Source organism: Streptomyces sparsogenes subsp. cuspidosporus (assembly GCF_039532705.1).
Lineage (GTDB): Bacteria > Actinomycetota > Actinomycetes > Streptomycetales > Streptomycetaceae > Streptomyces > Streptomyces sparsogenes.
This window is the reverse complement of sequence record NZ_BAAASD010000003.1, coordinates 346,875-367,217: the sequence shown is the minus strand read 5'-3', so window position 1 is coordinate 367,217 and position 20,343 is coordinate 346,875. Positions and strand designations below refer to the sequence as shown.

Below are 20,343 nucleotides of genomic sequence, written 5' to 3'. Positions count from 1 at the left end.
CCGCCGCGCAGTCGGTCCCCTTCGGGTGGGTCAGTAAGCGGGGGAGTCGCGCTCTCGCCACCACGCGTCCAGGTCGCTGCGGCGGACGCGAAGATGGCCGTTCGGGAGCTTGATGAGCTTCGGGGCCTTGCCGCGGGCGCGCATCCGGTAGAAGGCGGCGCGGCTCATCTTGATCTCTTTGAGGACTTCAGGGAGCTTGAGCTTCTCGTCGCATCCCACGGATTCGACTCCTTCGAGCAAGACGGTCTACTTCTCGGCGAGCATCTGGGGAAGGTGGGCCCACATTGCTCTGAGTCGTGACTCATCGCGACTCAGAGCGGGGTGGTGGGGGCTTGAGTCGTGATGAGTCACGACTCAGGAGAATGTTGATCTGACTTCAGCGTGATCCCGTTGTAGGTGGCCACCTGTCGGCCGTACGGGTCACGGGGCCGCGTGCGGTTGAGCTGGGGGATGACGGAGAGCAGGTTGCGGCCGAACACCTGCTTGGTGCCGGCGCGTACGCCGTTGTCCTCGGCCCATTCCCGCCAGACCACCCACAGCGTGTCCACGGGCACGCTGCACGTCGGTCCGGTGGTGCAGCGTTCGCGAACGAATGCGCTGGTGGGTGAGGCGGTGTCCTGCATGGTGGTGACCGCTTCGCGGCTGGATGCCGGTTCGGTGATCCGGCTGGTGGACTCCAGTCGGGCGAGTCCGTCCAGGGCCCAGTTGAGGATGCCGGGCATCTCGGCGGCGAGCTTGCGTCCAAGGGTGGGGTCTTCCTTGCCCAGCCACGACACCGTCATGTTGAGCAGGATGAAACGGCGGGCGATGACTCCGGAGGAGTCGCCGAAGTGCGGCAGCTCGTTGGACAGGATCATCAGCCGGGTGGGCAGCTTGCCCGTCCATGGCTCGCGGTACTTGCGGTCGATGTCGATGGTGTCCTCACCCGAGATCGTGAGCAGCCGTTCGACGACCTGGCTGTTGTCGTTGCCGGACAGCCGGGCATCGGAGATGACTGCGAGTGGCTTGCCGATCAGGGTGGACAGACCGAAGTTCGTGCCGAGTCCGGCGAGGGTGGGCCCGGCAAGGTTTTCCTTGCCGACCAGCTCTTTCAGCACCCGGGCGATGGTGCCCTTGCCCGACCGCGAGGGTCCGACCATGAGCAGGATCTTCTGTTGGTCGGTGCGGCCGGACAGGACGTATCCGAACCACTCCTGAACTGCCCGGATGGCCTCCGGGTCGTCCGGCCAGATCTGCCGCAGGAAGCGCTCCCAGGTGGGCGCGGTGGCGATGGGATCGTAGGCGAACGGCACCGAGACGATGTTGAAGAAGTCGGGACTATGCGGCAGCAGCGCGCGGTCCCGGATGCGCAGCAGCCCGTTCTCGCACGCGACGATGGGACTGTCATCCCTGTGGGCCGTCCGCTGGTCGATCCATGCGGGGGCGTCCACCTCCGTGGGCAGCAAGGTGATGGCCCCGAGTGCGTCCAGGAGGTTGCCGATCTTCGGTTTGGTGGGGGCCCACTCCCGAATGTCGGGCTGTCCGTCTTTGTCGGTGCCTGCCTTGTAGGTGGCGTGCTCCAGCCGCTCGTACATGGACTTCTTGACCTGCTGCTCGTCCAACTCGCGCCAGCAGGTGCCGGTCCAGCGCATCCATGAGCCGCGCCAGCGTCGGCACAGCAGGTGCCCGTCCGGGCTCTGCCAGTCCGGGAGGAGGCGGCGCGCGACGGCCATGGGGTTGGACGGGGCCGGGAGTTCTTCCGGGGCGGTCATGCGGCGTTCCTCCCTTCCTGGGAGTTCCGGAGCGGGCAGGTGGTCTTGTGGGCGTCGTGGTCGGCGATGAGGGCGAGCACCCGCCGGCGGCCGACCGCGCTGCGGTCGCGTCCGCACGTGCACTTCGACGTGGCGGTGGGGGTGGCTCGCCAGTCCGCCGGTGCGGTGACGTGGAGCCATGCGACCGGGTACCGGCCGTCTCCTGTCTGCGGGTCAGGGCGAAGAGCAGAAGGGACGGCCTTGCGGCCGACGCTCCTCGGCGCGCTACGGCCGTCGGGGGCCGGGGCGGGTTCGGCGGGGCGCGGCTGCTCTGCGGCCTTGGGGATGCTCTTCAGGTGGGGGCGGCGAGGGGTGCTCATGCCGCTTCCCGGCGCTGCTGGTTGTGTGCGATGGACCAGTTCAGCGCGCTGCGCAGGGTGGAGCGGCACTCGGACGCGGTGAGTCCTGCCGACTCCCCCGCTCCCTGAAGAGCATCCTCGACCACCGACCGGGGAAGGTCGCCCCACGCGACGAACCGCCCGAGTGCGCGCGCCGCCCGGAACAACGCTGCCTCGCGTCCGCCCTGTTGGGCGGTGGCCACGTTGTGGGTCTCGCGACTCAGTGCGGTGTCGGCGTATCGGCGAGATTGCGCCGTTACGGCAACTGAGGGGGCCTGTACGGACCTTGGGGCGGGCTTGAGGATGGTGAGCAGCCATGAGGGCAGCGGGGCCGCCACAGAGGCTTCTACGGGCTCATAGAGTCCGGTGGGGGTGATGCTGCCCGCAGCGACCACGTAGCCGCCACCCGCACGGGTGTCGATCTTCTTGGCGAGCTTGCCCTTGCTGCTGGGCAGACGGATGCCGGGTGGGGTGGTGAAGTACAGGTGCCTTCCGCCGCTGGGAGTCCGCACGGTGAGCGTGGTGGGGACGGCCTGCCCGGCGCGCTCGCAGAGCGCCGTGAAGGAGGTCACGCCGCAAGGCGTGTCCGCATCGTCTTCCGGCTTGGGCATGTCGAGGTCGATCACGACCAGCCGAGACGGGCCGGTCGCGATGCCGACGTTGAACGGGGCCCGCGACCATGCGGCCCGGATGCGGTCGGGGTCGGTGGTGGCGCGCTGCTCCCACTTGCGGTGGCCGGCCGCGCACTCGCCCCTGCGGGGGCAGGATGCCTCGCCGTGCAGGGCCGGGGGCTTGGCGCCGGGGAGGAGTGGGAGGACGTGCCAGCCGCGCTCGGCGGCATCCAGGGCTGCGCGTAGCAGCGCGGACCGTGCGTCATGGGTCATGCTGGATGTCTCCAGTTCTGTGAAGAGTGCTGGGAGACGAGGGCGGCCCCGATTCATTGGCGTGAGAGGGGGCCGCCCGTCGTTTCGTGGCTGTACAGGGGTGTGGCAGGGGGCTGGACGCCCCCCTTTACCCCCGTTACCTTGCAGGTCAGAGCCCTTTACCTGCCCCTCTACCGGGGTAAAGGGCCCCCGCTACCCCGGCGGCCGGTGAAGATCGCCGGGGCGGGGGTGTGGGAGGGGTCTTGGACCGGGGTCGGGTAGAGGGGGGCCCCTTTACCCGGTGGGGCCGAGGAGGATTTCGGCGGGTACGGCGTCCTCGATGTCGCGCCGCTGGTACCCGGCGCCGTTGGTGCCGCTGATCTTGACTTGCTTGCTGGTGCGCTTGACCCCGGCCGCTTCCAGCTCGGCGGCCAGACGTTCGGCGTTGAAGTCGCCGTAGGTGTCTTCGTCGAGGTTGACCAGGGCGGCGAGGAGGTCGGTGGTGAACATGCGCGGGGAGTGCCGCATGACCTCCAGCACGTCGGAGACGATCGGGGGCACGGTGACCCCCGCAGCATCGGCGGCGGCCGTCACGTCGCCAGCCGCATCGCCGGTGAGCTGTCCGGCGGCCTCGCGCAGCGCGCGGCCCTTGCGGCACAGGGCGGCGAAGGTGGGCCCGTCGAGGTAGTCCGCGCGGACGGTGACGTAGGAGGCCGGGCCGGTGACCAGCACACCGACACCCTTGTGCTCCTCCGAGAGCACCGATGCGTCGGCGCCTTGGGCGGCCTTGCCCTTGCCCAGGACCATGTCGCTGCTGGTGCGGTCCACGACCTGTGTCGAGTAGCGGATGGTGATGATCTCCCGCAGCTTCGGCGGCACGCTCTCGGCGTCGGGGCGCTGGGAGGCGAAGTTGGAGATGAAGCCGGCGGCCGGGCCGCGGCGGGCGATGCGGCACAGATCGTTGATGACCTGCTCCCGGTCGTCCTTCTCCATCGCGGTGAAGTACTCCTGCAACTCGTCGATGGTGACGAAGATGACCGGCAGGTTGTACTTGGTGACGATGTCGGGGGTGAGCTTGCCTTCCGGGCACACGGAGGTGGGCAGGTCCCGCAGGAGTGCGAAGCGGCGTTCCATCTCGGCCAGCAGCTCGGCGAGCATGGCCTTGAGTGCGTCGATGGCGTCGTCCTCGGCGCCCATGACGAGCCGGTGCGCGACTGCCTTCATGGGCATCCAGTCCGCGCCGCCCTTCCCGTCGGCGACGTAGTGCCGCACGTACGCGTCGAGCAGCCCGGCGGCGGTCAGGAGCCGCTGGGAGAACGTCTTGCCGCGGCGGGGCAGGCCGCCGAAGAACATCGACTGCCACATCACGGGGATGGCCACGCGGGTGCCGCGGGCATCCTGCCCGAAGGGGATCGGGTCCCAGATGGAGAACCGCTCGGCCTTCTCCAGCGGGGACGGATTCGGCGTGCCGAGGTAGGGGTCATCGTCGGCGACCCACATGCTGACGCGGCCCGCGTTGCCGCCCTTGGCGGCCCGCACCCGGGACATGATGACCTGGATCTCGTCTACGCCGAGTTCCTGGGCGATGACCTCGCGCTTGGCCAGCACGTCGGAGGCGGTCTTGCCGCCTCCGCGCGGGAGGTCGAAGATCACTGCCCAACCGCGACCATCGCGGACCGGACCCATCGAGCAAGAGACCTTCGGCGCTTCCTGGCCTTCCTTGCCGCTTTTGAGGAGGCCGGCGGCCCGAAGCGCGTCGTTGAGCTGCTGGGCGGACATGTCCACCCGGATCGGCGGCGCCGCCTGGTCGAGCAGGTGAGTCTCCTTGCCCCGGCCGAGGTAGGCCAGAGGGGTACCGACGGCCGCGGCCATGCCGACCTGCACCAGCGGGGGCGCCACCGTGAAGCCGACCACGGCCGTGGTCACAGCAACCGCGGCGGCGCCGAACCGCCACCGGCGGGTACGGGTCCGCTCCGCGTGCGCAGCCTGAAGCCGAACAGCAAGCTCCACGTCTTCCGGGCGTACCTTGCTCTGTGCCTTCAGCGCCTTCACGGCGGCGGTGTGGTCTTGGGCGGACAGGGTCGGCCACAGACCTACACAGGCCCGGTAGAAGCCGCGCGCGGCCAGGAGCACGGCCTTCATCAGGTACTTCGGGGCCCGGATGCCGTGGTAGCGGGTGTGCCACCACGTGAGGCGCCCGAGCGCGGTCACGTTGGCCACCACCGATGCACGCGACCGCGCCCACACCGGCAGCACCGGCGCGTCCGGGACGGTCAGCCAGTCGGCGAGCGGGTTGTCCGGCCGGTCCACGGCCTCCCCCGCGCCGTCCGGCTCGGCCGGCACGGTCTCGCCGGGGGGCGGGGTGGTGGGCTTGACCAGCGTCACCGCCGCCGCCGCCGCGGCGGCGGTGGCTTCCTTTGCGGCGCGGTGCTGGTCGAGGTCGTGCAGGCTTCCCATATCGGGTGCCTGAGTCATGATGGGGTTCCTCCTGCCTGAGGCTGAAAGCGCGGGTGGGTGGGCCCGGGGCGGCCGGTCTTCCTTGGCCGGGTGACGGCCGCCCCGGGGCGTGCTCACAGACCAGCGCGGCGAATGGCCTGCTCGGTGGCGCGCGCCCGCTTCTCGGCCTGCTTGCGGGCCTCGCGGGCGGCGGTCCGGTCCTCGCGCGACGCGGCGCGCTCGGCGGCCTTGGCGGCGGCGAGTTCGGCCTTGGCCTTGTCGTTCTGCCGGTTCAGGGCCGCCGCTTCCATCTGTCCGCGCTCGGCGGCGCGGGCGTCGATGCGCTCGATCTGCCGGTCAAGCTTCGGGTCCACGGCGTCGGCGAGAGCCTGCTTGGAGCCGCGCAGCACCAGCCACGCGCGCTTGCGCTTCTCCGCCGAGGTGTAGGAGCGGTAGACGTCAGTCACTTGGGGGGGCCTCTTTCCTGGTCAGCGGTTTCGGATGGTCGTGCTGGACTTGCCCCACCACCGGTTCGTGACGTGGTGGTGGGTGATGTAGGTGTCGCCCCCGCCGCGCCGGCCGGGGGTGGCGAGGGCGACTCCGGCGGCGACGGCCGCGGCGATGAGGGCCTGAGCGAGGGAATCCACGACGATGGCGACGGCCCCGGCGGCGAAGTACGCCCCGACCCCGGCACCCGCGGCGAACACCCCCTTGGCGGCGAGCCGCTGAGCGTGCGGATCCACACCGGCCGCCGCGGACGCGGGGGCGGGGGTGTGGATGGTGGGCAGGTCTTCGCGGCGGACGGCCACGAACCCGCCGTGAGCGCCGGGCACGTAGACGACCGGGCCGCGCTCGGCGGCGAGTTCCACGGCCCCGCTCAGCGGCGTCTCGGCAAGGCCGGGGGTGTTGAGGGTGAGCGGGTCGGCGATGGGCTCACCGGGCGGGCGGTAGGGCAGGGGCGCATTCATGCGGCCACCTCCTCAGGAACAGCGGCGGACGACTCGGCCCGCTCGGCCCGCAGCGTGTCTCGCAGACCGCGCGCCTTCTCCGCCGAGGTGCGGACCGCCTTACGGATGCGCTCGGCCGTCAGTTCCTCGTCGGCCCAGTCGGCGGTAGCCGACCGCGCTTCGTCGAGGAGTTGGGCGGCCGTGCGGTGGGGTCGGGTGGTGCGGGCCGACTGGGGGACTCGACCGGTCGCCCGACGGGGTCGGGGTGACTCGGCCGGAACCGTCGAGGCGACCGGCGCCGACTCGACCGGGGCAGGCAGCTCGACCGCCCCCGGGGCCGGAAGGGGGATCGGGTCGGCGACCGGTGCGACCGGTTCAGGGGCCGACTCTTCCAGGTCAGCCATAGACCGATTGGTGTCGGTATCGGCTGTTTTCTCCGCATCTGTGGTCGGCCCGGGTCGGTGGTGGAGCACTTTGGCGACCAGATCCGACCCGAAGTAGATCGACCCGACCGGAAGCGACGTGGCGAGCAGCACCAGCAGCCAACCGACCTTGCCCAGGTCGGTCAGCCGACCGGTCTCGACCCGACCGCCGTGCAGTTCGGGCACCAGTCCGTGCACGTAGTTCAGGACCAGTGAGGCGGCGGTGTAGGCGGCCAGCACCCGCAGCGCGAACCGCCGGTCGGACCGGTCGGTCAGCACCAGGGCGGCGACCAGCGCCAGGGCCATCAGGCCATCGACCACGAACGGGTACAGCGTCGCGGCCGTCTCGTCGGCACCGATGGCCGTGGCGATGTCCCGCAGCGCGTTCCACGACACTCGGAATGCCATTCCGACCACGCCGACCAGAGCGAGAACGAGAAGGATCTTCGGCTTGCGGTTCACCGGCTGGCCTCCTTGCTCGGCCGCGGGGGCGGCGGGGTGTCCCAGGCGCGGTAGGTGGTGGGCGGGTGCTCGGCAAGCCGGTCACGGAGGTAGGTGACCGTCCACTCGGCGGCAAGTCCGGTGGGGTCGAGAAGCACGCTCTTGAGCGCCACGATCACCCACAGGGCCCGGTCGTCCAGGACCTCGCGGTACTGCTCGCGGTCGCCGTAGGTGGCCGGGGACGGGATGTCGAGCGCTTCCACCACGGCACCCAGCAGCGCGACCACATGCTCGGGCAGCGGCCCAGTAGAGGGGCGTGTGATGGGCTCGCTCACAGCGCACCCCCCACCGCGATACCAGCGGCGACGATCAGCAGCGCACCGGCCGCGCAGGTCAGATCGACCGCGCGGCGCAGGTTCGCGAACTTGGCGACCGCGACACGCGAGAGGTTCGCGATGTCCTTCGCGCGCCGATCCTCGGCCCGCTCGGCCTGGATCTCCTCGGCCGTGAGCGTCGCCCACAGCGGAAAGCCCGTCGGGTTGGCGCCGCCGAGGTTCGGCCGGACCGCCCGCAGCAGCACAGCCGCGGAAGCGACCAGCAGAGCCACCCCCAGGCCGCCGACCACATACGCGGCGACCGGAAGGTGAACGTCGTGGGCGACGGTCCACACACCGGCCAGCAGAGCGCCGATGAACGCCAGCAGCAGCCCGGTCTTGTTGTCGGTCCGGGCGATCTCCGCCTTCACCTCCGCGTGAGCGGCGGCAAGGTTCGCGTCCAGGGTGCTCACGCGCCCACCCCCGACGTGCTCACCGCAGCAGCGCGGTTCGCCAGCTCCCGGCGGGCGGCCAGCACCCGCCGGCGGGCCCGGCGGATACGGCGCTCGTCCAGCTCGGACACCGGCCGGTCAAGCGTCATGATCTGCGCGTCCAGCAACTCGACCTCGGACGCGATAAGGGGCATCTCAAGGTCGATCGCGTCCAGCTCGGCGGCCGTCGGCTCCATCCAGGGCTCGAACGCGGTAACAGCCTCTTGAACAGTGACGATGTGATCCATGGGTCGTGGTTCCTCTCAACGGTTGCAACGGCCCGACCAGCGGCCCCGGTGTTGCCTCACCGGGGCCGCGCGTTGTTTCGTGGGATGAGTCAGGGTCAGTCGGTGTCCTCGGGCGGGGTGATGCGGTGGGTCTCGGTGACCGTGACCACCCCGCCCGGGGCGGCGGTCACCGTCGTGATCTCGCTGGCCTGGTCCTGAATGTCGTTGCGGAACTCGCCGTCATCGCCGAAGCCAATGACCAGACGGGGCATGAGCAACTCCCTCATCGAACGGGGCCGGACCATCCGGCTCCCCTCGGCCCCGCCCGTACGGCCCCACGCAGTGCGTGGGCTGGACGGGCGGGGGAGGCAACCGGCCGCAGCGCTGGACGCTGCGATGGCAGGAAGAAGAGAGAGACCGGCTTTGCCGGTGCGCCGTTGCTGCGGAGCATCGGTCCCGAGCCGGGAATCGGTGCGTCATCGTCACTGCTCTGACGCCAGCAGGGCGGCGCGTATCAGGTGGCACACGAGGGGTTGACCTTCAGGAATGAAGGGATGATCCCCACGGGTGTTCTCCAGAGCCGATACGCGGGACAGGCCATGTGCACCTGCCTCGAAGTGGCCGCCGCGGCCGTCACCCGGGCCGTTGCGGGGACGGGGACTCACACCCCGTCGTCTCGTGTTGACACGCTGTTGAGTTGTCAAAGGGCACAGGCGACTGCTTGCACAGGTTGGGCCACCTGCTCAACTTGTAGGAACAAGCTGATGGGTATGACTCTGCACGGCCAAGGCGTGCTCCGTCAACCCACCTGTACCAACAAGTTGCGCGAGTGCGTCATGATGGGGGGTATGAACAAACAGCCGAAGTACCGGCAAGTGGCCGACGCGCTGCGTCGAGAGATCGACAACGGGGTCTATCCGCCCGGAGTCCGCCTCCCGTCAGAGAGCGAGCTATCCGCCCGATTCGACGCCTCGCGTAACACCGTCCGATCTGGGCTGAACCTGCTGGTCACAGAGGGGCTGATCTCGTCCAGTCAGGGGCTCGGGTACGAGGTCCGGTCGCACGAGGTATTCGAGCTGAACGCGTCCCGGTTCGAGAACCTGAACTTCCCGCAGAATGGCGACGCATACAACACCGACGTGACGAACGCGGGCCGTCGGCCACACCAGACCTTCCGGGTTGAGATGCTTCCGGCCCCGGAAGACGTCGCGACTCGACTCAAGGTTGAGGCAGGAACCAAGGCGGTGCTCCGCTTCTGTCACCGCTACGTGGACGATGTGCCCTGGTCAACACAGGCGACGTACTACCCGGGGTGGCTCGTGGAACGGACTCCCCGGCTGGCTGAACCCGGAGACATCGCGGAGGGGACGACTCGCTACCTCGCGGACCACGGGATCAAGCAAATCGGGTACTTCGATGAGATCTCCACCCGGATGCCGACGCCCGACGAAGCGCGACTCCTGGAGGTTGGCGCCGGGGTCCCTGTGCTGCTCTGGATGCGTACGGGCTACTCCGAGGAGAAGCCGATTCGGTGCACCATCACCACGTTCCGCGGAGACCTGAACCGCATGAACTATGAGATCGGCGACCTGACCGGCCGAAACGAGGACCTGTGATCATCACGCCTGCTCAGCCCAGCGAGCTGCCCAAGCTGATTGCCTTCCGCGAAGAAGCCGCATCGTGGCTGAGTGGGCTTGGCACCGACCAGTGGAGTCGCCCGTATCCAGGTGACTTGCTGCTCGCCAGCATCGAAGCGGGGGCCGTCTTCATGGTGCGCGACGGAGAGCAGACGGCCGCGACCATCACGCTGACCCCGGTGGCTGAAGACGGGCTCTGGACGGAAGCAGAGTTGAGCGAGCCGTCCATGTTCGTCAACAAGCTCACGGTTGCCCGCACGCATGCCGGCCAGAACCTCGGCGGGCGGCTGTTGGACTGGGCAGGGGATCGGGCCTACAGGGCATCGGCCAAGTGGCTCCGGCTGGACGCGTGGACGACGAACGAAGGACTCCAGCGCTACTACCTCGGCCAAGGCTTCGAGCACGTCCGCACGGTTCGAGAGGGCGGCGCGGTCAACGGGGGGCCACGGGTCTCCGGATGGCTGGCGCAGCGTCCCACGCGTCCGGCTGACCATGGATTCCGGGACGAGACGCCCGCGCCGGAGTCGGTGGCGCTCGCCCCGTGATCTCGTGCCGATCGGTGGCCGGTGGGGCAGGTGTGGGGCAGGCTGGCCCCATGGGGTCGTTCCTCCTGGTGGCAGAGGAACGGTCGCGCGGACTGTAAATCCGTCGGCTTAGCCTACCCAGGTTCGAATCCTGGCGCCGCCACGTGAGGGATACGGCCCCTGATCTGCGGAAACGCGATCAGGGGCCGTTGTCGTTCAGGGAGCGGCACATCCCGGCCGACCGGTGAGCACAAGGCGGTGAGCACCCCATGGCGAAGCACGAGCAGTCCGCTGACGCCCCGTGGCAGGGCGTTCGCGCGAGGCCGCGCCGACGGGTGGAGCGGCACAACGACCGGCACCAGTGGGAGAAGGACCGGGTGCGCCGGTCGCGGGCCGAGCGTCTGAGGACCGGCTCCACGGAACACGACACCGGGCTGGAGGCCGCCGACCTCGTCTTCCACGCCGAGTACCGCGAGGCCGTGGCCGACGAGGAGCGCGCCGCGCTGTTCGGCGTGCCGGTCGGCACGCGGCTGCTGGAGCGGATTTACCGCACCCGCTGCCGCGAGGACTTCCCCTTCGCGCTGGTGCGCTCCTGTCTCGTCCACGAGGTGGCGGCGGCCAATCCGGATCTGCTCGACGACGCGAACGAGCCATGGCCCGGCGGCACGCAGAACCAGCTCGATACGCTCGGCATCGAGCTGGACCGGATAGAGGAGCGGATCACGGCCCGCCCGCCGACCGCGGAGGAAGTCGAGGAACTCGGCCTGGAGGAGGGTGTCCCGGTGATTCTCCTGAGGAAGATTTCCCTCGATATCGATGGCCGGGTCGTGGAATTCTCCGACGTCATTTTTCCGGGGGACCGTACGGAGCTGGTCTTCACCACCTGCCTGAAATCCCGGGGGAAATGACGCACGGCGCGGTGTCCGGCGGCGCCGGGGCGGCAGGGCGTCAAGGCGCGGTCGGCGGCTGCTGCGGCGGAGGCTGAGGCGGCGGCTGCTGCGGCGGAGGCTGAGGCGGCGGCTGCTGCGGCGGTGGCTGGGGCGGGGGTTGCTGGGGCGGCGGCTGTTGCTGCGGCTGCTGTTGTTGGTTGGGGTCGGGCTGCGGCTGGGACTGGTTCGGGTCGGGCTGCTGCTGTTGGTTCGGGTCGGGCTGGGACTGGTTCGGGTCGGGCTGCGGCTGCTGCTGTTGATTGGGGTCCGGCTGGGACTGGTTGGGGTCCGGCTGCGGCTGCTGCTGTTGGTTCGGGTCCGGTTGGGACTGGTTGGGGTCGGGCTGCTGCTGGGTGTCCGGCGGTGGCTGGGGGTTCGACGGCTGATCCGACGGCTGATCCGACGGAATCGTCTCCGGCGTGGACTGCTGCGCCTCGGGAGGGGTGGCCGACTCGGACCGGTGTTTGTGAGATTTGTGCTTGGTTTTGGATGGGCTCGGCGATTTGGTCGAGGAATGGGATTCCCGTGGAGTGGTCGATCCAGGTGTGGAATCTCCGCCCGAGGCGTAGAAGAGGATCGCGAGCGCGATCAAGGCGACCACCGCGAAGAATACGCCGATAATGAGCGCGGAACGACGCGAGGTAAACCGCGATGAGTGCAGGCTCATATCTCCATCCTTCCCTCGCCTCCACTGTGCGCCGGTCATCGGCGGCGCACCTCCCCCGACGGCATGGGAACGCACCCCTACCTTCGGGGGATGGTTTTTGTCGCGCGCAAGCCGTGAATTCGCGTGGAAAGAGACGCCCGAACGGCTGGCGAGTGCCCAGGAGTTCGCAGCCCCCCGTGGGGGTTCCGAGGCGTCATGAGGCGCCCTGGCGCGGGGTGCGGGCGGGCGCGATCATCCAGGGATGTTGACCTTGAAGCCGCGCGTGCGGCTCGCCACCGTCGGGGCGGCCTTCGTCCTCGCCGCGGCCACGCCTGTCGCCGCGTACGCCGCGCTCGACGACGAGCCCGCCGCCGCCTCGGCTCCCGCCTCCGCCGTCAGCCGGGGCAAGCCGTATGTCGAGACCCGGCTGTTCTTCGGGACACAGCGACCCGACGGCGGGCCGCCCGTGACCGACGAGCAGTTCATGGCCTTCGTCGACGAGGAGGTCACCCCGAGCTTCCCCTCGGGGCTGACGATCCAGGACGGGCGGGGGCAGTGGCGGGACCAGAACGGGACGATCGAGCGGGAGCGGTCGTACGAGCTGATCCTGCTGTATCCGGTGTCCGAGGCGCGGGCGCAGGACGCGCGGATCGAGCGGATCCGGGACACCTACGAGCGGCGGTACGCCCAGGAGTCCGTGGCCCGGGCCGACGAGACCACGCGGGTGGACTTCTAGGCGCTTCTAGGCGCCGCGCCGCCTGGAGCCGGCCGACCGGATCGGCCGGCTGTCCGGAGCAGCCGACCGGCGGTATGCGGCGCGCCGCCCGGTCCGCTATCCGACCGACGCCGACACCGCCTCGGCGATCGGCGTCCCGCCGCCCACCAGTTCCAGGGTGCGGCCCGCCGTGCGGGGCTCGTCGAGGAGGGCCAGCAGGACGGCGGCCACGTCGTCGCGGGTGACCGAGCCGTAGTCGACGTGCTCGGCCAGGGTCACCCGGCCGGTGCCCGGGTCGTTCGTCAGGCGGCCCGGGCGCAGGACGGTCCAGTCGAGGGCCAGGCGGGCCCGTACGGCCGCGTCAGCCTCGGTCTTGGCGCGCAGGTAGGCGGCGAAGACCGGGTCGGTGTCCGGGGGGATCTCGCGGTCGGCGCCCATGGAGGAGACGACGAGGAAGCGCCGTACGCCGGCCCGCTCGGCCGCGTCCGCGAAGAGCACGGCGGCGGCGTGGTCGACCGTCTCCTTGCGGGCCTCGCCGCTGCCGGGGCCCGCGCCGGCCGCGAAGACCGCGGCGTCGGCGGCCTCCAGGTGCTGGGCGACGTCGTCCACGGACGCCTCCTCCAGATCGCGCACGACCGGTTCCGCCCCGGCCGCCAGGAGGTCGCCCGCCTGTTCGGGGCGTCGGATGATGCCCGCGACCTCGTCTCCGCGCCTGGCGAGCAGCCGCTCCAGCCGCAGCGCGATCTGACCGTGTCCTCCAGCGATGACAATGCGCATGATCCCGACCGTACGCCGTGCAACCCTCCGAGGCATTCGGGAGTCTGACCGAAAGATCAGGTGCTTTGTCTGATCAGCCATCCGGAGGAGTCCCGATTACCGCCATGTCCCCCATCCGTAAGCCCTTGGCGAAGTCCCTGATCAAGCCCCTGGTCGCGGTCGGCTGCACCACCGCGCTGGTCACCGGTGCCACCGCGTGCGGCGCCATCGAGAACATCTCGGCGGGCAAGAAGCTGGAGAACGCGACGGACAAGCTCGGCGAGCGCCGGTCGATGTCGATGGAGCTGGACCTCGACGTGACGCCCGAGCAGCTCATCGCGCTCTCCAAGAGTGACGGCGCCTCGGAGCCGATGCCGCGCGAGGCGGCCGAGGCGCTGGCCGGGGTGAAGGTCAGCGTGGCCGTGCAGGCCAAGAAGCCGCTGGCGGAGGCCAAGGACAAGGATCTGGTCGCGACCCAGCTGAAGCTCAGCGGGCCGGACGGGGTGCTCGCCGAGTACCGGGTCATGGGCAAGACCGCGTACGTACGGCTGGACATGCGGGCGTTCGGCGAGCTGAGCGGCGAACCGGTGCCGTCCGCCGACGAGATGCCCGAGTCCATGCCGGGCGGCAAGGCGCTGCGGAAGATCCTCGAGGGCGGGTGGGTCAAGGTCGACACCGCCGAGATGGAGAAGGCCCGCGCGGAGGTCGGCGGCCCGGGCGGCAAGAAGGCGTCCGGCGGCCCCGAGCTCTCCCCCGAGACCAGCAAGAAGATCACCAAGTCGCTGAAGAAGCTCTTCGCGCGCGAGGTCACCCTCAAGGACACCGGCAGCCGTGACGGGGCGGACCACGTGGTGGCCACCGGGCCGGTCAGGACCCTGCTGACCGGGATATTCGATGAGCTGCGGCCGTTTACCGACGAGATCCCGGGCGCCGAGGACCTGCCGACGGCCAAGGACTTCAAGGACCTGCCGAACAAGAAGATCGCGGTCGATTTCGCGATCAAGAACGGCACGCTCGCCAAGGCCAGCACGGACTTCGCCCCGCTCGCCGAGGGGCTGAAGAAGGGTGACAAGCTGCCGGTCACCCTGACGTTCGGCGAGGGCGGGAAGATCGCCGTCCCCTCGGGCGCCACCGAGCTCGACATCGCCGGGATGATGGACGCGATGATGGGCGGCTTCGAGGCCGGCGACGACGCCGACGCCGATGCCATCTCCGGGGACAACTTCACCGTGGCCGGCGATGCGTAGGGCTCCTCGGAGCGGAGCCTCGTGACCGCGGCGGCCGCCCGCCGGCCCGGCGGCTAGTCCGGCGACTGCTGCGGCCGGCCGCCGGGGTCCGTGCGCGCCGGGCGGGCCTGCCGCGGCAGGTCCAGCGCCGCCGCGGCCGCCGAGGCGCAGTACTCCCGCACCGCGCTGGTGCGCGCCACCACGCGCCCCTGGTGCACCACCACCCGGCTGTAGGCGAGCGAGAGCACGCCCGGCAGGCCGTCCCCGCGCACCGCGAGCAGCTCCGCCGGGAAACCGGCCTCCACCCGCACCTCGGGCAGCCCCAGCGCGGCTCGGGCGCGCTCGCAGACCGCCTCGTACGCCTCCTCCGGCTCCGCCTCGCCCCGCGAGGCGAGGAGGAAGGCGGCCTCCAGCGGGTCGCCCCGCCCCACCGGGTTGGCGGCGTCCCGCAGCGCCCCGCTGCCCGCGGCCACCCTCACCCCAGCGGAGCGCAGCAGCCGCACCGGCGCGCAGCCCGGCGGGTGCGCCGCTCGCGCGCGCCGGTCCTCGAGGCCGGCGCAGTCGCCCTGGGGCAGGCATACGACGGTGACCCCGGCCGCCGCGAGCCGCTCCGCCACCCGCGCCACCACCTCCCGCGGCAGCCGCGCCAGCCCCCCGCAGGGGCCGATCGTCACGCCCGGCCGCAGCCCGCCGGCCATCGCCGCGAGCCGGGCCAGCCGGGCCGGGTCGTCGCCGTCCGTGTGCAGGTCGACGGCGCAGCCGTGGCGGGCGGCGATGTCGAGGACGGCCTCCACATGGCCGGTGGGGTCGGGGTCGAGGTCGGGGCAGCCGCCGATGACCCCTGCGCCCATCCGCACGGCGTCCCGCAGCATCGCCAGGCCGTCCGCCCCGGCCGTGCCGGTCAGCACGCGCGGCACCGCCACGGAGGACAGCTCGGTGAGCCCGCTCAGGGCCTCCCGGGCCCGCAGGACGGCCTCCATGGACCGCAGCCCGTGCACCCCGCCGATGGGCACGTGGGTGCGCAGGGCGGTGGCCCCGTGGCCGAGGTGCTGGAGGGCGGCCTCGACGGTGCGGCGCTGGACGTCCTCGGGGGCGTGGGAGACGGGCCCGGCGGCGTCGGCGGTGAGGGCGGTGTCGCAATGGGCGTGCGGCTCGGCGGGGGCGGGGAGCAGCAGATAGCCGTCGAGGTCGAGGCGGGTACCGGGGATCAGGCTGCCCGCCGTGCCGACCGCCTCGATGCACCCGCCGCGGACCCGGACGTCCACGGTGCGGCCGTCGGCGAGCCGGACGCCGCCGAGCACCAGCGCGGGGGCGGCCTCGGGCGCCGCGCCGTCGTGCGTGGGAGGCTGCTGCTGCGGGTGGCTGTCGGGCATCGCGCTCCTGGATGTCCTGGGGATGTCCTGTCTCGAGATCGCTCGACTCTCGAGATCGCTGGACGTGATCCGGGCCGAGCGGGGCCTGTCGCCGACCCTAGGACGCGCCGCGGGCGGCGTCCGGGAGGAGCCGAATAGTCGTACCGGTGTGGTGCCTGGGCGGGCGGTGACGCACACCGTCAGGGACACACCGACGGCGCTCCGATACGGATTTCACCTTCGGCGCCCGAGCGTGTAATGTCTTCATCGCTCGCCCCAATAGCTCAGTCGGCAGAGCGTCTCCATGGTAAGGAGAAGGTCTACGGTTCGATTCCGTATTGGGGCTCTGGTGTGAGAGGTGTCCCGCTCGACTTCGGTCGGGTGGGGGGCCGATTGCATCGCAGCGGTGTAGCTCAGTCGGTAGAGCAAGCGGCTCATAATCGCTGTGTCACCGGTTCAAGTCCGGTCACCGCTACTCACTGTAGCCGATTGTGGGGTCGGTCCTTCGATCGGCTACTATTTCTGCGTTCATCTATCCGTTCGTCAAGGAGCACTCACGTGGCTGCCACCGACGTCCGCCCGAAGATCACGCTGGCCTGCGTGGAGTGCAAGGAGCGGAACTACATCACCAAGAAGAACCGGCGCAACGACCCGGATCGTCTTGAGCTGAAGAAGCACTGCCCGCGTTGCAACGCGCACACCGCGCACCGCGAGACGCGATAAAGCGACGATCTGAAAGATCGCATTCAAGGTCGCCCCCACACGCGGGGGCGGCCTTGTTTCGTTCACAAGGCGTCTCTAAAAGATCCTCAGGACACTCAGACCACCGCAGGAGGTGCCGAGTCGATGGCGCTCGACCAGTCGTTCGTCGGGCGGTCCTACCCGCCCACCGCGCCCTACGAGGTCGGCCGGGAGAAGATCCGCGAATTCGCCGAGGCGATCGGTGACACCAATCCGGTGTACGTCGATCCGGAGGCGGCCAGGGCGCTGGATCACCCCGATGTGATCGCCCCGCCGACCTTCGTCTTCGCGATCACCTTCAAGGCCGCCGGGGAGCAGGTGATCAAGGACCCGCAGCTGGGCCTGGACTTCAGCAGGGTGGTGCACGGCGACCAGAAGTTCGTCTACACCCGCCCGGTGCGCGCCGGGGACCGGCTCACGGTCACCTCCACGATCGACTCGATCAAGTCGCTGGCCGGCAACGAGGTCCTCTCCGTCCGCGGCGAGGTGCACGACGAGAACGGTGAGCACGTGGTGACCGCCCACACGACCCTCGTGGCCCGCGCCACCCCGGCCCAGGACACCCCGGCGGCGGCCCAGGAAGCCCCGGCAGCGGAGGACGCCAGATGACAGCCAAGGTCTCCTACGACGACGTCGAGGTCGGCACCGAGCTGCCGGCTCAGGAATTTCCGGTGACCCGCGCCACCCTCGTCCGGTACGCGGGCGCCTCGGGCGACTTCAACCCGATCCACTGGAACGAGAAGTTCGCCAAGGAGGTCGGCCTCCCCGACGTCATCGCGCACGGCATGTTCACCATGGCCGAGGCGGGCCGTGTGGTGACCGACTGGGTCGGCGACCCGGCGGCCGTCGTGGAGTACGGGGTGCGCTTCACCAAACCGGTCGTCGTGCCCAACGACGAGAAGGGTTCGGTCATCGAGGTGACCGCGAAGGTCGCCGCCAAGCTGGACGACGAGGCCCGTACGGTGCGGGTCGACATCACGGCGACCAGCGCGGACCAGAAGGTGCTCGGCCGGTCCCGCGCCGTCGTCCGCCTCGCCTGAGACACCCCCTGGGGCGCCCCGTCTGAGACACCCCAAGACACCCCCTGGGGCCGCGGTGCCCGAAGGCCGGAGCCCGGCCGCCCGCGGGAACGAAAGACGCGTCCCCGCGGGGCCCGGCACCGCCGCCGGGCCCCGCCGGGGCGCCCCCGTACTCTTGAGCCCGTGCAGGAACTCCACGACGCGCCCCTGGCCCCGTACACCACCTTCCGTCTCGGCGGCCCGGCGGGCCGGCTGCTCACGGCCACCAGCGACGACGAGGTGATCGCGGCGGTCCGCGAGGCCGACGCGGCCGGTACCCCGCTGCTGGTCATAGGCGGCGGCAGCAACCTGGTCATCGCCGACAAGGGCTTCGACGGCACCGCCCTGCGCATCGCGACCAGCGGCTTCACCCTCGACGGCGACCGGCTGGAGCTGGCCGCGGGCGAGAACTGGTCCGACGCCGTGGCCCGCACGGTCGAGGCAGGCCTCGCCGGCATCGAGTGCCTGGCCGGAATCCCCGGCTCGGCGGGCGCGACCCCCATCCAGAACGTGGGCGCGTACGGCCAGGAGGTCTCGACCACGATCACCGAGGTCGTCGCCTACGACCGGCGCGCCGAGACCGTCGTGACCCTCCCGAACGCCGACTGCGGCTTCGCCTACCGCCACAGCCGCTTCAAGGCCGATCCGCGGCGCTATGTGGTGCTGCGGGTGCGCTTCGCGCTGGAGGACGCGGGCGGCCTGTCCGCGCCGGTCAAGTACGCCGAGACCGCCCGCGCCCTCGGCGTGGCGGTGGGGGCGCGGGTGCCCGTCGCCACCGCCCGCGAGACGGTCCTGCGGCTCCGGGCGGGCAAGGGCATGGTCCTCGACCCGGCGGACCACGACACCTGGTCGGCGGGCTCCTTCTTCACCAACCCGGTCCTGTCCGAGGACGCCTACGCCGCCTTCCTGGCCCGCGTCGCCGAGCGCCTGGGCCCCGGCGTCACCCCGCCCGCCTACCCGGCGGGGGAGGGGCTGACCAAGACCTCCGCCGCCTGGCTGATCGACAAGGCGGGGTTCACCAAGGGCTACGGCACCGGCCCGGCCCGCATCTCCACCAAGCACACCCTGGCCCTGACCAACCGCGGCGAGGCCACGACCGAGGACCTGCTCGCGCTCGCCCGCGAGGTCGTCGCGGGCGTCGAGGCCGCGTTCGGCATCACGCTCGTCAACGAGCCGGTGACGGTCGGCGTCAGCCTCTGACGGCGGGGACGGCACGGCCCCGGCGTCACCCCGTGCCCCCTCGCGTCCATCCCCGTCCGTCCGCCCGCAGGTCGGCGGCTACCCGGCCGTCGCCAGCCACGCGTCGATGTCGGCCAGCAGCCGCGCGACCACGTCCTGCGGGGCCGCCGAGCCGCGGACGGACTGCCGGGCCAGCTCGGCCAGCTCGGCGTCCGTGAAGTCGTGGTGCTCGCGCGCCAGCTCGTACTGGGCCGCCAGCCGCGACCCGAACAGCAGCGGGTCGTCGGCGCCCAGCGCCATGGGCACCCCGGCCTCGTACAGGGTGCGCAGCGGCACGTCCTCCGGCTTCTCGTACACGCCCAGGGCCACGTTGGAGGCCGGGCACACCTCGCAGATGACCTGCCGCTCGGCGAGCCGGCGCAGCAGCCGGGGATCCTCCGCGGCCCGTACGCCGTGGCCCACCCGCCGCGCGCCGAGGTCGTCCAGGCAGTCGCGCACGCTGCTCGGGCCGGACAGCTCGCCGCCGTGCGGCGCCGCCAGCAGGCCGCCCTCCCGGGCGATGGCGAAGGCCCGGTCGAAGTCGCGGGCGAAGCCGCGCCGCTCGTCGTTGGAGAGCCCGAAGCCGATGACGCCCCGGTCGGCGTAGCGGACCGCCAGCCGGGCCAGCGTGCGCGCCTCCAGGGGGTGCTTCATGCGGTTGGCGGCGACCAGCACCCGCATGCCCAGGCCGGTGTCCCGGGAGGCGGTCTCCACCGCGTCCAGGATGATCTCCAGCGCCGGGATCAGGCCGCCGAGCCGAGGGGCGTACGAGGTGGGGTCGACCTGGATCTCCAGCCACCCGGAGCCGTCCCGGACGTCCTCCTCGGCGGCCTCGCGCACCAGCCGCTGGATGTCCTCGGGCTCCCGCAGACAGGACCGCGCGATGTCGTACAGCCGCTGGAACCGGAACCAGCCGCGCTCGTCGGTGGCCCGCAGCCTGGGGGGCTCGCCGCCGCTGAGCGCCTCCGGGAGGTGGACGCCGTACTTGTCGGCCAGTTCGAGCAGCGTGGCGGGGCGCATCGAGCCGGTGAAGTGCAGATGCAGATGCGCTTTGGGGAGCAGATGTACGTCACGTGCCATCTGGAGATACTGCCCCAGCCCGGCGCGCGCCGGTACCGCTTTCGCCGAACGGGGGCTTGCCCGCACATGAATGCGGAAGGGCGGGGCGGGACCTGCGGGAAAACGCCGGGCGGGCCGGGTGCGCCCGCTCGGCACGCCCGACCCGCCCGGTTTTTCCGGGGTACCCCTGACGCGTTCTCCGGGGCCCCTGCG

The 20,343-nt window shown here is 71.0% G+C and carries 25 protein-coding genes and 3 tRNA genes; 12 read left to right on the top strand and 16 right to left on the bottom strand.

Annotated elements, in window-relative coordinates:
* Positions 1-30: 30 nt before the first annotated feature.
* The 12 genes from ABFY07_RS06070 to ABFY07_RS06015 all read right to left on the bottom strand — a co-directional run bounded on the left by ABFY07_RS06070 (position 31) and on the right by ABFY07_RS06015 (position 8,541).
* Positions 31-219 carry a helix-turn-helix transcriptional regulator gene (locus ABFY07_RS06070; RefSeq protein WP_346173420.1) on the bottom strand — a complete coding sequence of 63 codons (189 nt, stop codon included), beginning with the start codon at positions 217-219 and terminating at the stop codon, positions 31-33.
* A 128-nt stretch (positions 220-347) separates the two neighbouring features.
* Positions 348-1,751 carry a DNA primase family protein gene (locus ABFY07_RS06065; protein ID WP_346173419.1) on the bottom strand — a complete coding sequence of 468 codons (1,404 nt, stop codon included), beginning with the start codon at positions 1,749-1,751 and terminating at the stop codon, positions 348-350.
* Positions 1,748-2,110 (bottom strand): hypothetical protein, encoded by a 363-nt coding sequence (locus tag ABFY07_RS06060; RefSeq protein WP_346173418.1) that lies wholly within the window; start codon positions 2,108-2,110, stop codon positions 1,748-1,750. The genes ABFY07_RS06065 and ABFY07_RS06060 overlap by 4 nt, the downstream gene beginning before the upstream one ends.
* On the bottom strand, positions 2,107-3,012 hold the full coding sequence (locus ABFY07_RS06055) for a bifunctional DNA primase/polymerase (protein WP_346173417.1): 906 nt from the start codon (positions 3,010-3,012) through the stop codon (positions 2,107-2,109). The genes ABFY07_RS06060 and ABFY07_RS06055 overlap by 4 nt, the downstream gene beginning before the upstream one ends.
* Positions 3,013-3,285: 273 nt before the next feature.
* Complete coding sequence (locus ABFY07_RS06050) at positions 3,286-5,466, bottom strand: FtsK/SpoIIIE domain-containing protein (protein ID WP_346173416.1); 2,181 nt, start codon at positions 5,464-5,466, stop codon at positions 3,286-3,288.
* A 95-nt stretch (positions 5,467-5,561) separates the two neighbouring features.
* Positions 5,562-5,894 (bottom strand): hypothetical protein, encoded by a 333-nt coding sequence (locus tag ABFY07_RS06045; protein ID WP_346173415.1) that lies wholly within the window; start codon positions 5,892-5,894, stop codon positions 5,562-5,564.
* A gap of 21 nt (positions 5,895-5,915) precedes the next feature.
* On the bottom strand, positions 5,916-6,395 hold the full coding sequence (locus tag ABFY07_RS06040) for a hypothetical protein (protein ID WP_346173414.1): 480 nt from the start codon (positions 6,393-6,395) through the stop codon (positions 5,916-5,918).
* The gene (locus ABFY07_RS06035) at positions 6,392-7,258 is read right to left on the bottom strand and encodes a DUF2637 domain-containing protein (RefSeq protein WP_346173413.1); all 867 of its coding nucleotides are present in this window, start codon (positions 7,256-7,258) and stop codon (positions 6,392-6,394) included. The genes ABFY07_RS06040 and ABFY07_RS06035 overlap by 4 nt, the downstream gene beginning before the upstream one ends.
* Positions 7,255-7,572 carry a hypothetical protein gene (locus ABFY07_RS06030; RefSeq protein WP_346173412.1) on the bottom strand — a complete coding sequence of 106 codons (318 nt, stop codon included), beginning with the start codon at positions 7,570-7,572 and terminating at the stop codon, positions 7,255-7,257. The genes ABFY07_RS06035 and ABFY07_RS06030 overlap by 4 nt, the downstream gene beginning before the upstream one ends.
* On the bottom strand, positions 7,569-8,024 hold the full coding sequence (locus ABFY07_RS06025) for a Pycsar system effector family protein (RefSeq protein WP_346173411.1): 456 nt from the start codon (positions 8,022-8,024) through the stop codon (positions 7,569-7,571). Before ABFY07_RS06025 ends, ABFY07_RS06030 begins: the two co-directional genes overlap by 4 nt.
* Positions 8,021-8,290 (bottom strand): DUF6284 family protein, encoded by a 270-nt coding sequence (locus tag ABFY07_RS06020; RefSeq protein ID WP_346173410.1) that lies wholly within the window; start codon positions 8,288-8,290, stop codon positions 8,021-8,023. The genes ABFY07_RS06025 and ABFY07_RS06020 overlap by 4 nt, the downstream gene beginning before the upstream one ends.
* 95 nt (positions 8,291-8,385) lie before the next feature.
* Positions 8,386-8,541 (bottom strand): hypothetical protein, encoded by a 156-nt coding sequence (locus tag ABFY07_RS06015; protein WP_346173409.1) that lies wholly within the window; start codon positions 8,539-8,541, stop codon positions 8,386-8,388.
* A 576-nt stretch (positions 8,542-9,117) separates the two neighbouring features.
* Here ABFY07_RS06015 and ABFY07_RS06010 point away from each other — a divergent pair.
* The 4 genes from ABFY07_RS06010 (at position 9,118) to ABFY07_RS05995 (ending at position 11,338) form a co-directional block, all read left to right on the top strand.
* A complete protein-coding gene (locus ABFY07_RS06010; RefSeq protein WP_346173408.1) occupies positions 9,118-9,885 on the top strand; it encodes a GntR family transcriptional regulator in 768 nt (255 codons plus the stop codon).
* Complete coding sequence (locus ABFY07_RS06005) at positions 9,882-10,451, top strand: GNAT family N-acetyltransferase (protein WP_346173407.1); 570 nt, start codon at positions 9,882-9,884, stop codon at positions 10,449-10,451. The genes ABFY07_RS06010 and ABFY07_RS06005 overlap by 4 nt, the downstream gene beginning before the upstream one ends.
* Positions 10,452-10,521: 70 nt before the next feature.
* Positions 10,522-10,593, top strand: a tRNA-OTHER gene (locus ABFY07_RS06000).
* A gap of 106 nt (positions 10,594-10,699) precedes the next feature.
* Complete coding sequence (locus ABFY07_RS05995; protein ID WP_346173406.1) at positions 10,700-11,338, top strand: UTRA domain-containing protein; 639 nt, start codon at positions 10,700-10,702, stop codon at positions 11,336-11,338.
* Between the two features lie 40 nt (positions 11,339-11,378).
* Here the strand turns inward: ABFY07_RS05995 and ABFY07_RS05990 are convergent, their stop codons facing one another.
* The gene (locus ABFY07_RS05990; protein WP_346173405.1) at positions 11,379-12,026 is read right to left on the bottom strand and encodes a hypothetical protein; all 648 of its coding nucleotides are present in this window, start codon (positions 12,024-12,026) and stop codon (positions 11,379-11,381) included.
* A gap of 241 nt (positions 12,027-12,267) precedes the next feature.
* On the opposite strand from ABFY07_RS05990, the gene ABFY07_RS05985 reads away from it, so the two are divergent.
* Complete coding sequence (locus ABFY07_RS05985) at positions 12,268-12,741, top strand: DUF3574 domain-containing protein (RefSeq protein ID WP_346173404.1); 474 nt, start codon at positions 12,268-12,270, stop codon at positions 12,739-12,741.
* Positions 12,742-12,837: 96 nt separating this feature from the next.
* Here ABFY07_RS05985 and ABFY07_RS05980 read toward each other — a convergent pair whose 3' ends face one another.
* A complete protein-coding gene (locus ABFY07_RS05980; RefSeq protein WP_346173403.1) occupies positions 12,838-13,497 on the bottom strand; it encodes an NAD(P)H-binding protein in 660 nt (219 codons plus the stop codon).
* Positions 13,498-13,601: 104 nt separating this feature from the next.
* On the opposite strand from ABFY07_RS05980, the gene ABFY07_RS05975 reads away from it, so the two are divergent.
* The gene (locus ABFY07_RS05975) at positions 13,602-14,723 is read left to right on the top strand and encodes a hypothetical protein (protein WP_346173402.1); all 1,122 of its coding nucleotides are present in this window, start codon (positions 13,602-13,604) and stop codon (positions 14,721-14,723) included.
* 53 nt (positions 14,724-14,776) lie between these two features.
* On the opposite strand, the gene ABFY07_RS05970 is transcribed toward ABFY07_RS05975, so the two are convergent.
* The gene (locus tag ABFY07_RS05970; protein ID WP_346173401.1) at positions 14,777-16,075 is read right to left on the bottom strand and encodes an amidohydrolase family protein; all 1,299 of its coding nucleotides are present in this window, start codon (positions 16,073-16,075) and stop codon (positions 14,777-14,779) included.
* Positions 16,076-16,327: 252 nt separating this feature from the next.
* Between ABFY07_RS05970 and ABFY07_RS05965 the strand changes: the two genes are divergently transcribed.
* The 6 genes from ABFY07_RS05965 (at position 16,328) to ABFY07_RS05940 (ending at position 19,053) form a co-directional block, all read left to right on the top strand.
* Positions 16,328-16,400 (top strand) — tRNA-Thr (locus ABFY07_RS05965).
* Positions 16,401-16,456: 56 nt separating this feature from the next.
* A tRNA-Met gene (locus ABFY07_RS05960) sits at positions 16,457-16,529 on the top strand.
* 83 nt (positions 16,530-16,612) lie between these two features.
* Entirely contained in the window at positions 16,613-16,777 is a 165-nt protein-coding gene (rpmG, locus tag ABFY07_RS05955; protein ID WP_065962933.1) for a 50S ribosomal protein L33, read from the top strand.
* Positions 16,778-16,900: 123 nt separating this feature from the next.
* Positions 16,901-17,404, top strand: coding sequence for a MaoC family dehydratase N-terminal domain-containing protein (locus ABFY07_RS05950; RefSeq protein ID WP_065962935.1), 504 nt, complete (start codon positions 16,901-16,903; stop codon positions 17,402-17,404).
* The gene (locus tag ABFY07_RS05945) at positions 17,401-17,835 is read left to right on the top strand and encodes a MaoC family dehydratase (RefSeq protein WP_065962938.1); all 435 of its coding nucleotides are present in this window, start codon (positions 17,401-17,403) and stop codon (positions 17,833-17,835) included. Before ABFY07_RS05950 ends, ABFY07_RS05945 begins: the two co-directional genes overlap by 4 nt.
* A gap of 162 nt (positions 17,836-17,997) precedes the next feature.
* Positions 17,998-19,053 (top strand): UDP-N-acetylmuramate dehydrogenase, encoded by a 1,056-nt coding sequence (locus tag ABFY07_RS05940; RefSeq protein WP_346173400.1) that lies wholly within the window; start codon positions 17,998-18,000, stop codon positions 19,051-19,053.
* Positions 19,054-19,131: 78 nt separating this feature from the next.
* On the opposite strand, the gene ABFY07_RS05935 is transcribed toward ABFY07_RS05940, so the two are convergent.
* Positions 19,132-20,151 (bottom strand): adenosine deaminase, encoded by a 1,020-nt coding sequence (locus ABFY07_RS05935; RefSeq protein ID WP_346173399.1) that lies wholly within the window; start codon positions 20,149-20,151, stop codon positions 19,132-19,134.
* Positions 20,152-20,343: the final 192 nt, after the last annotated feature.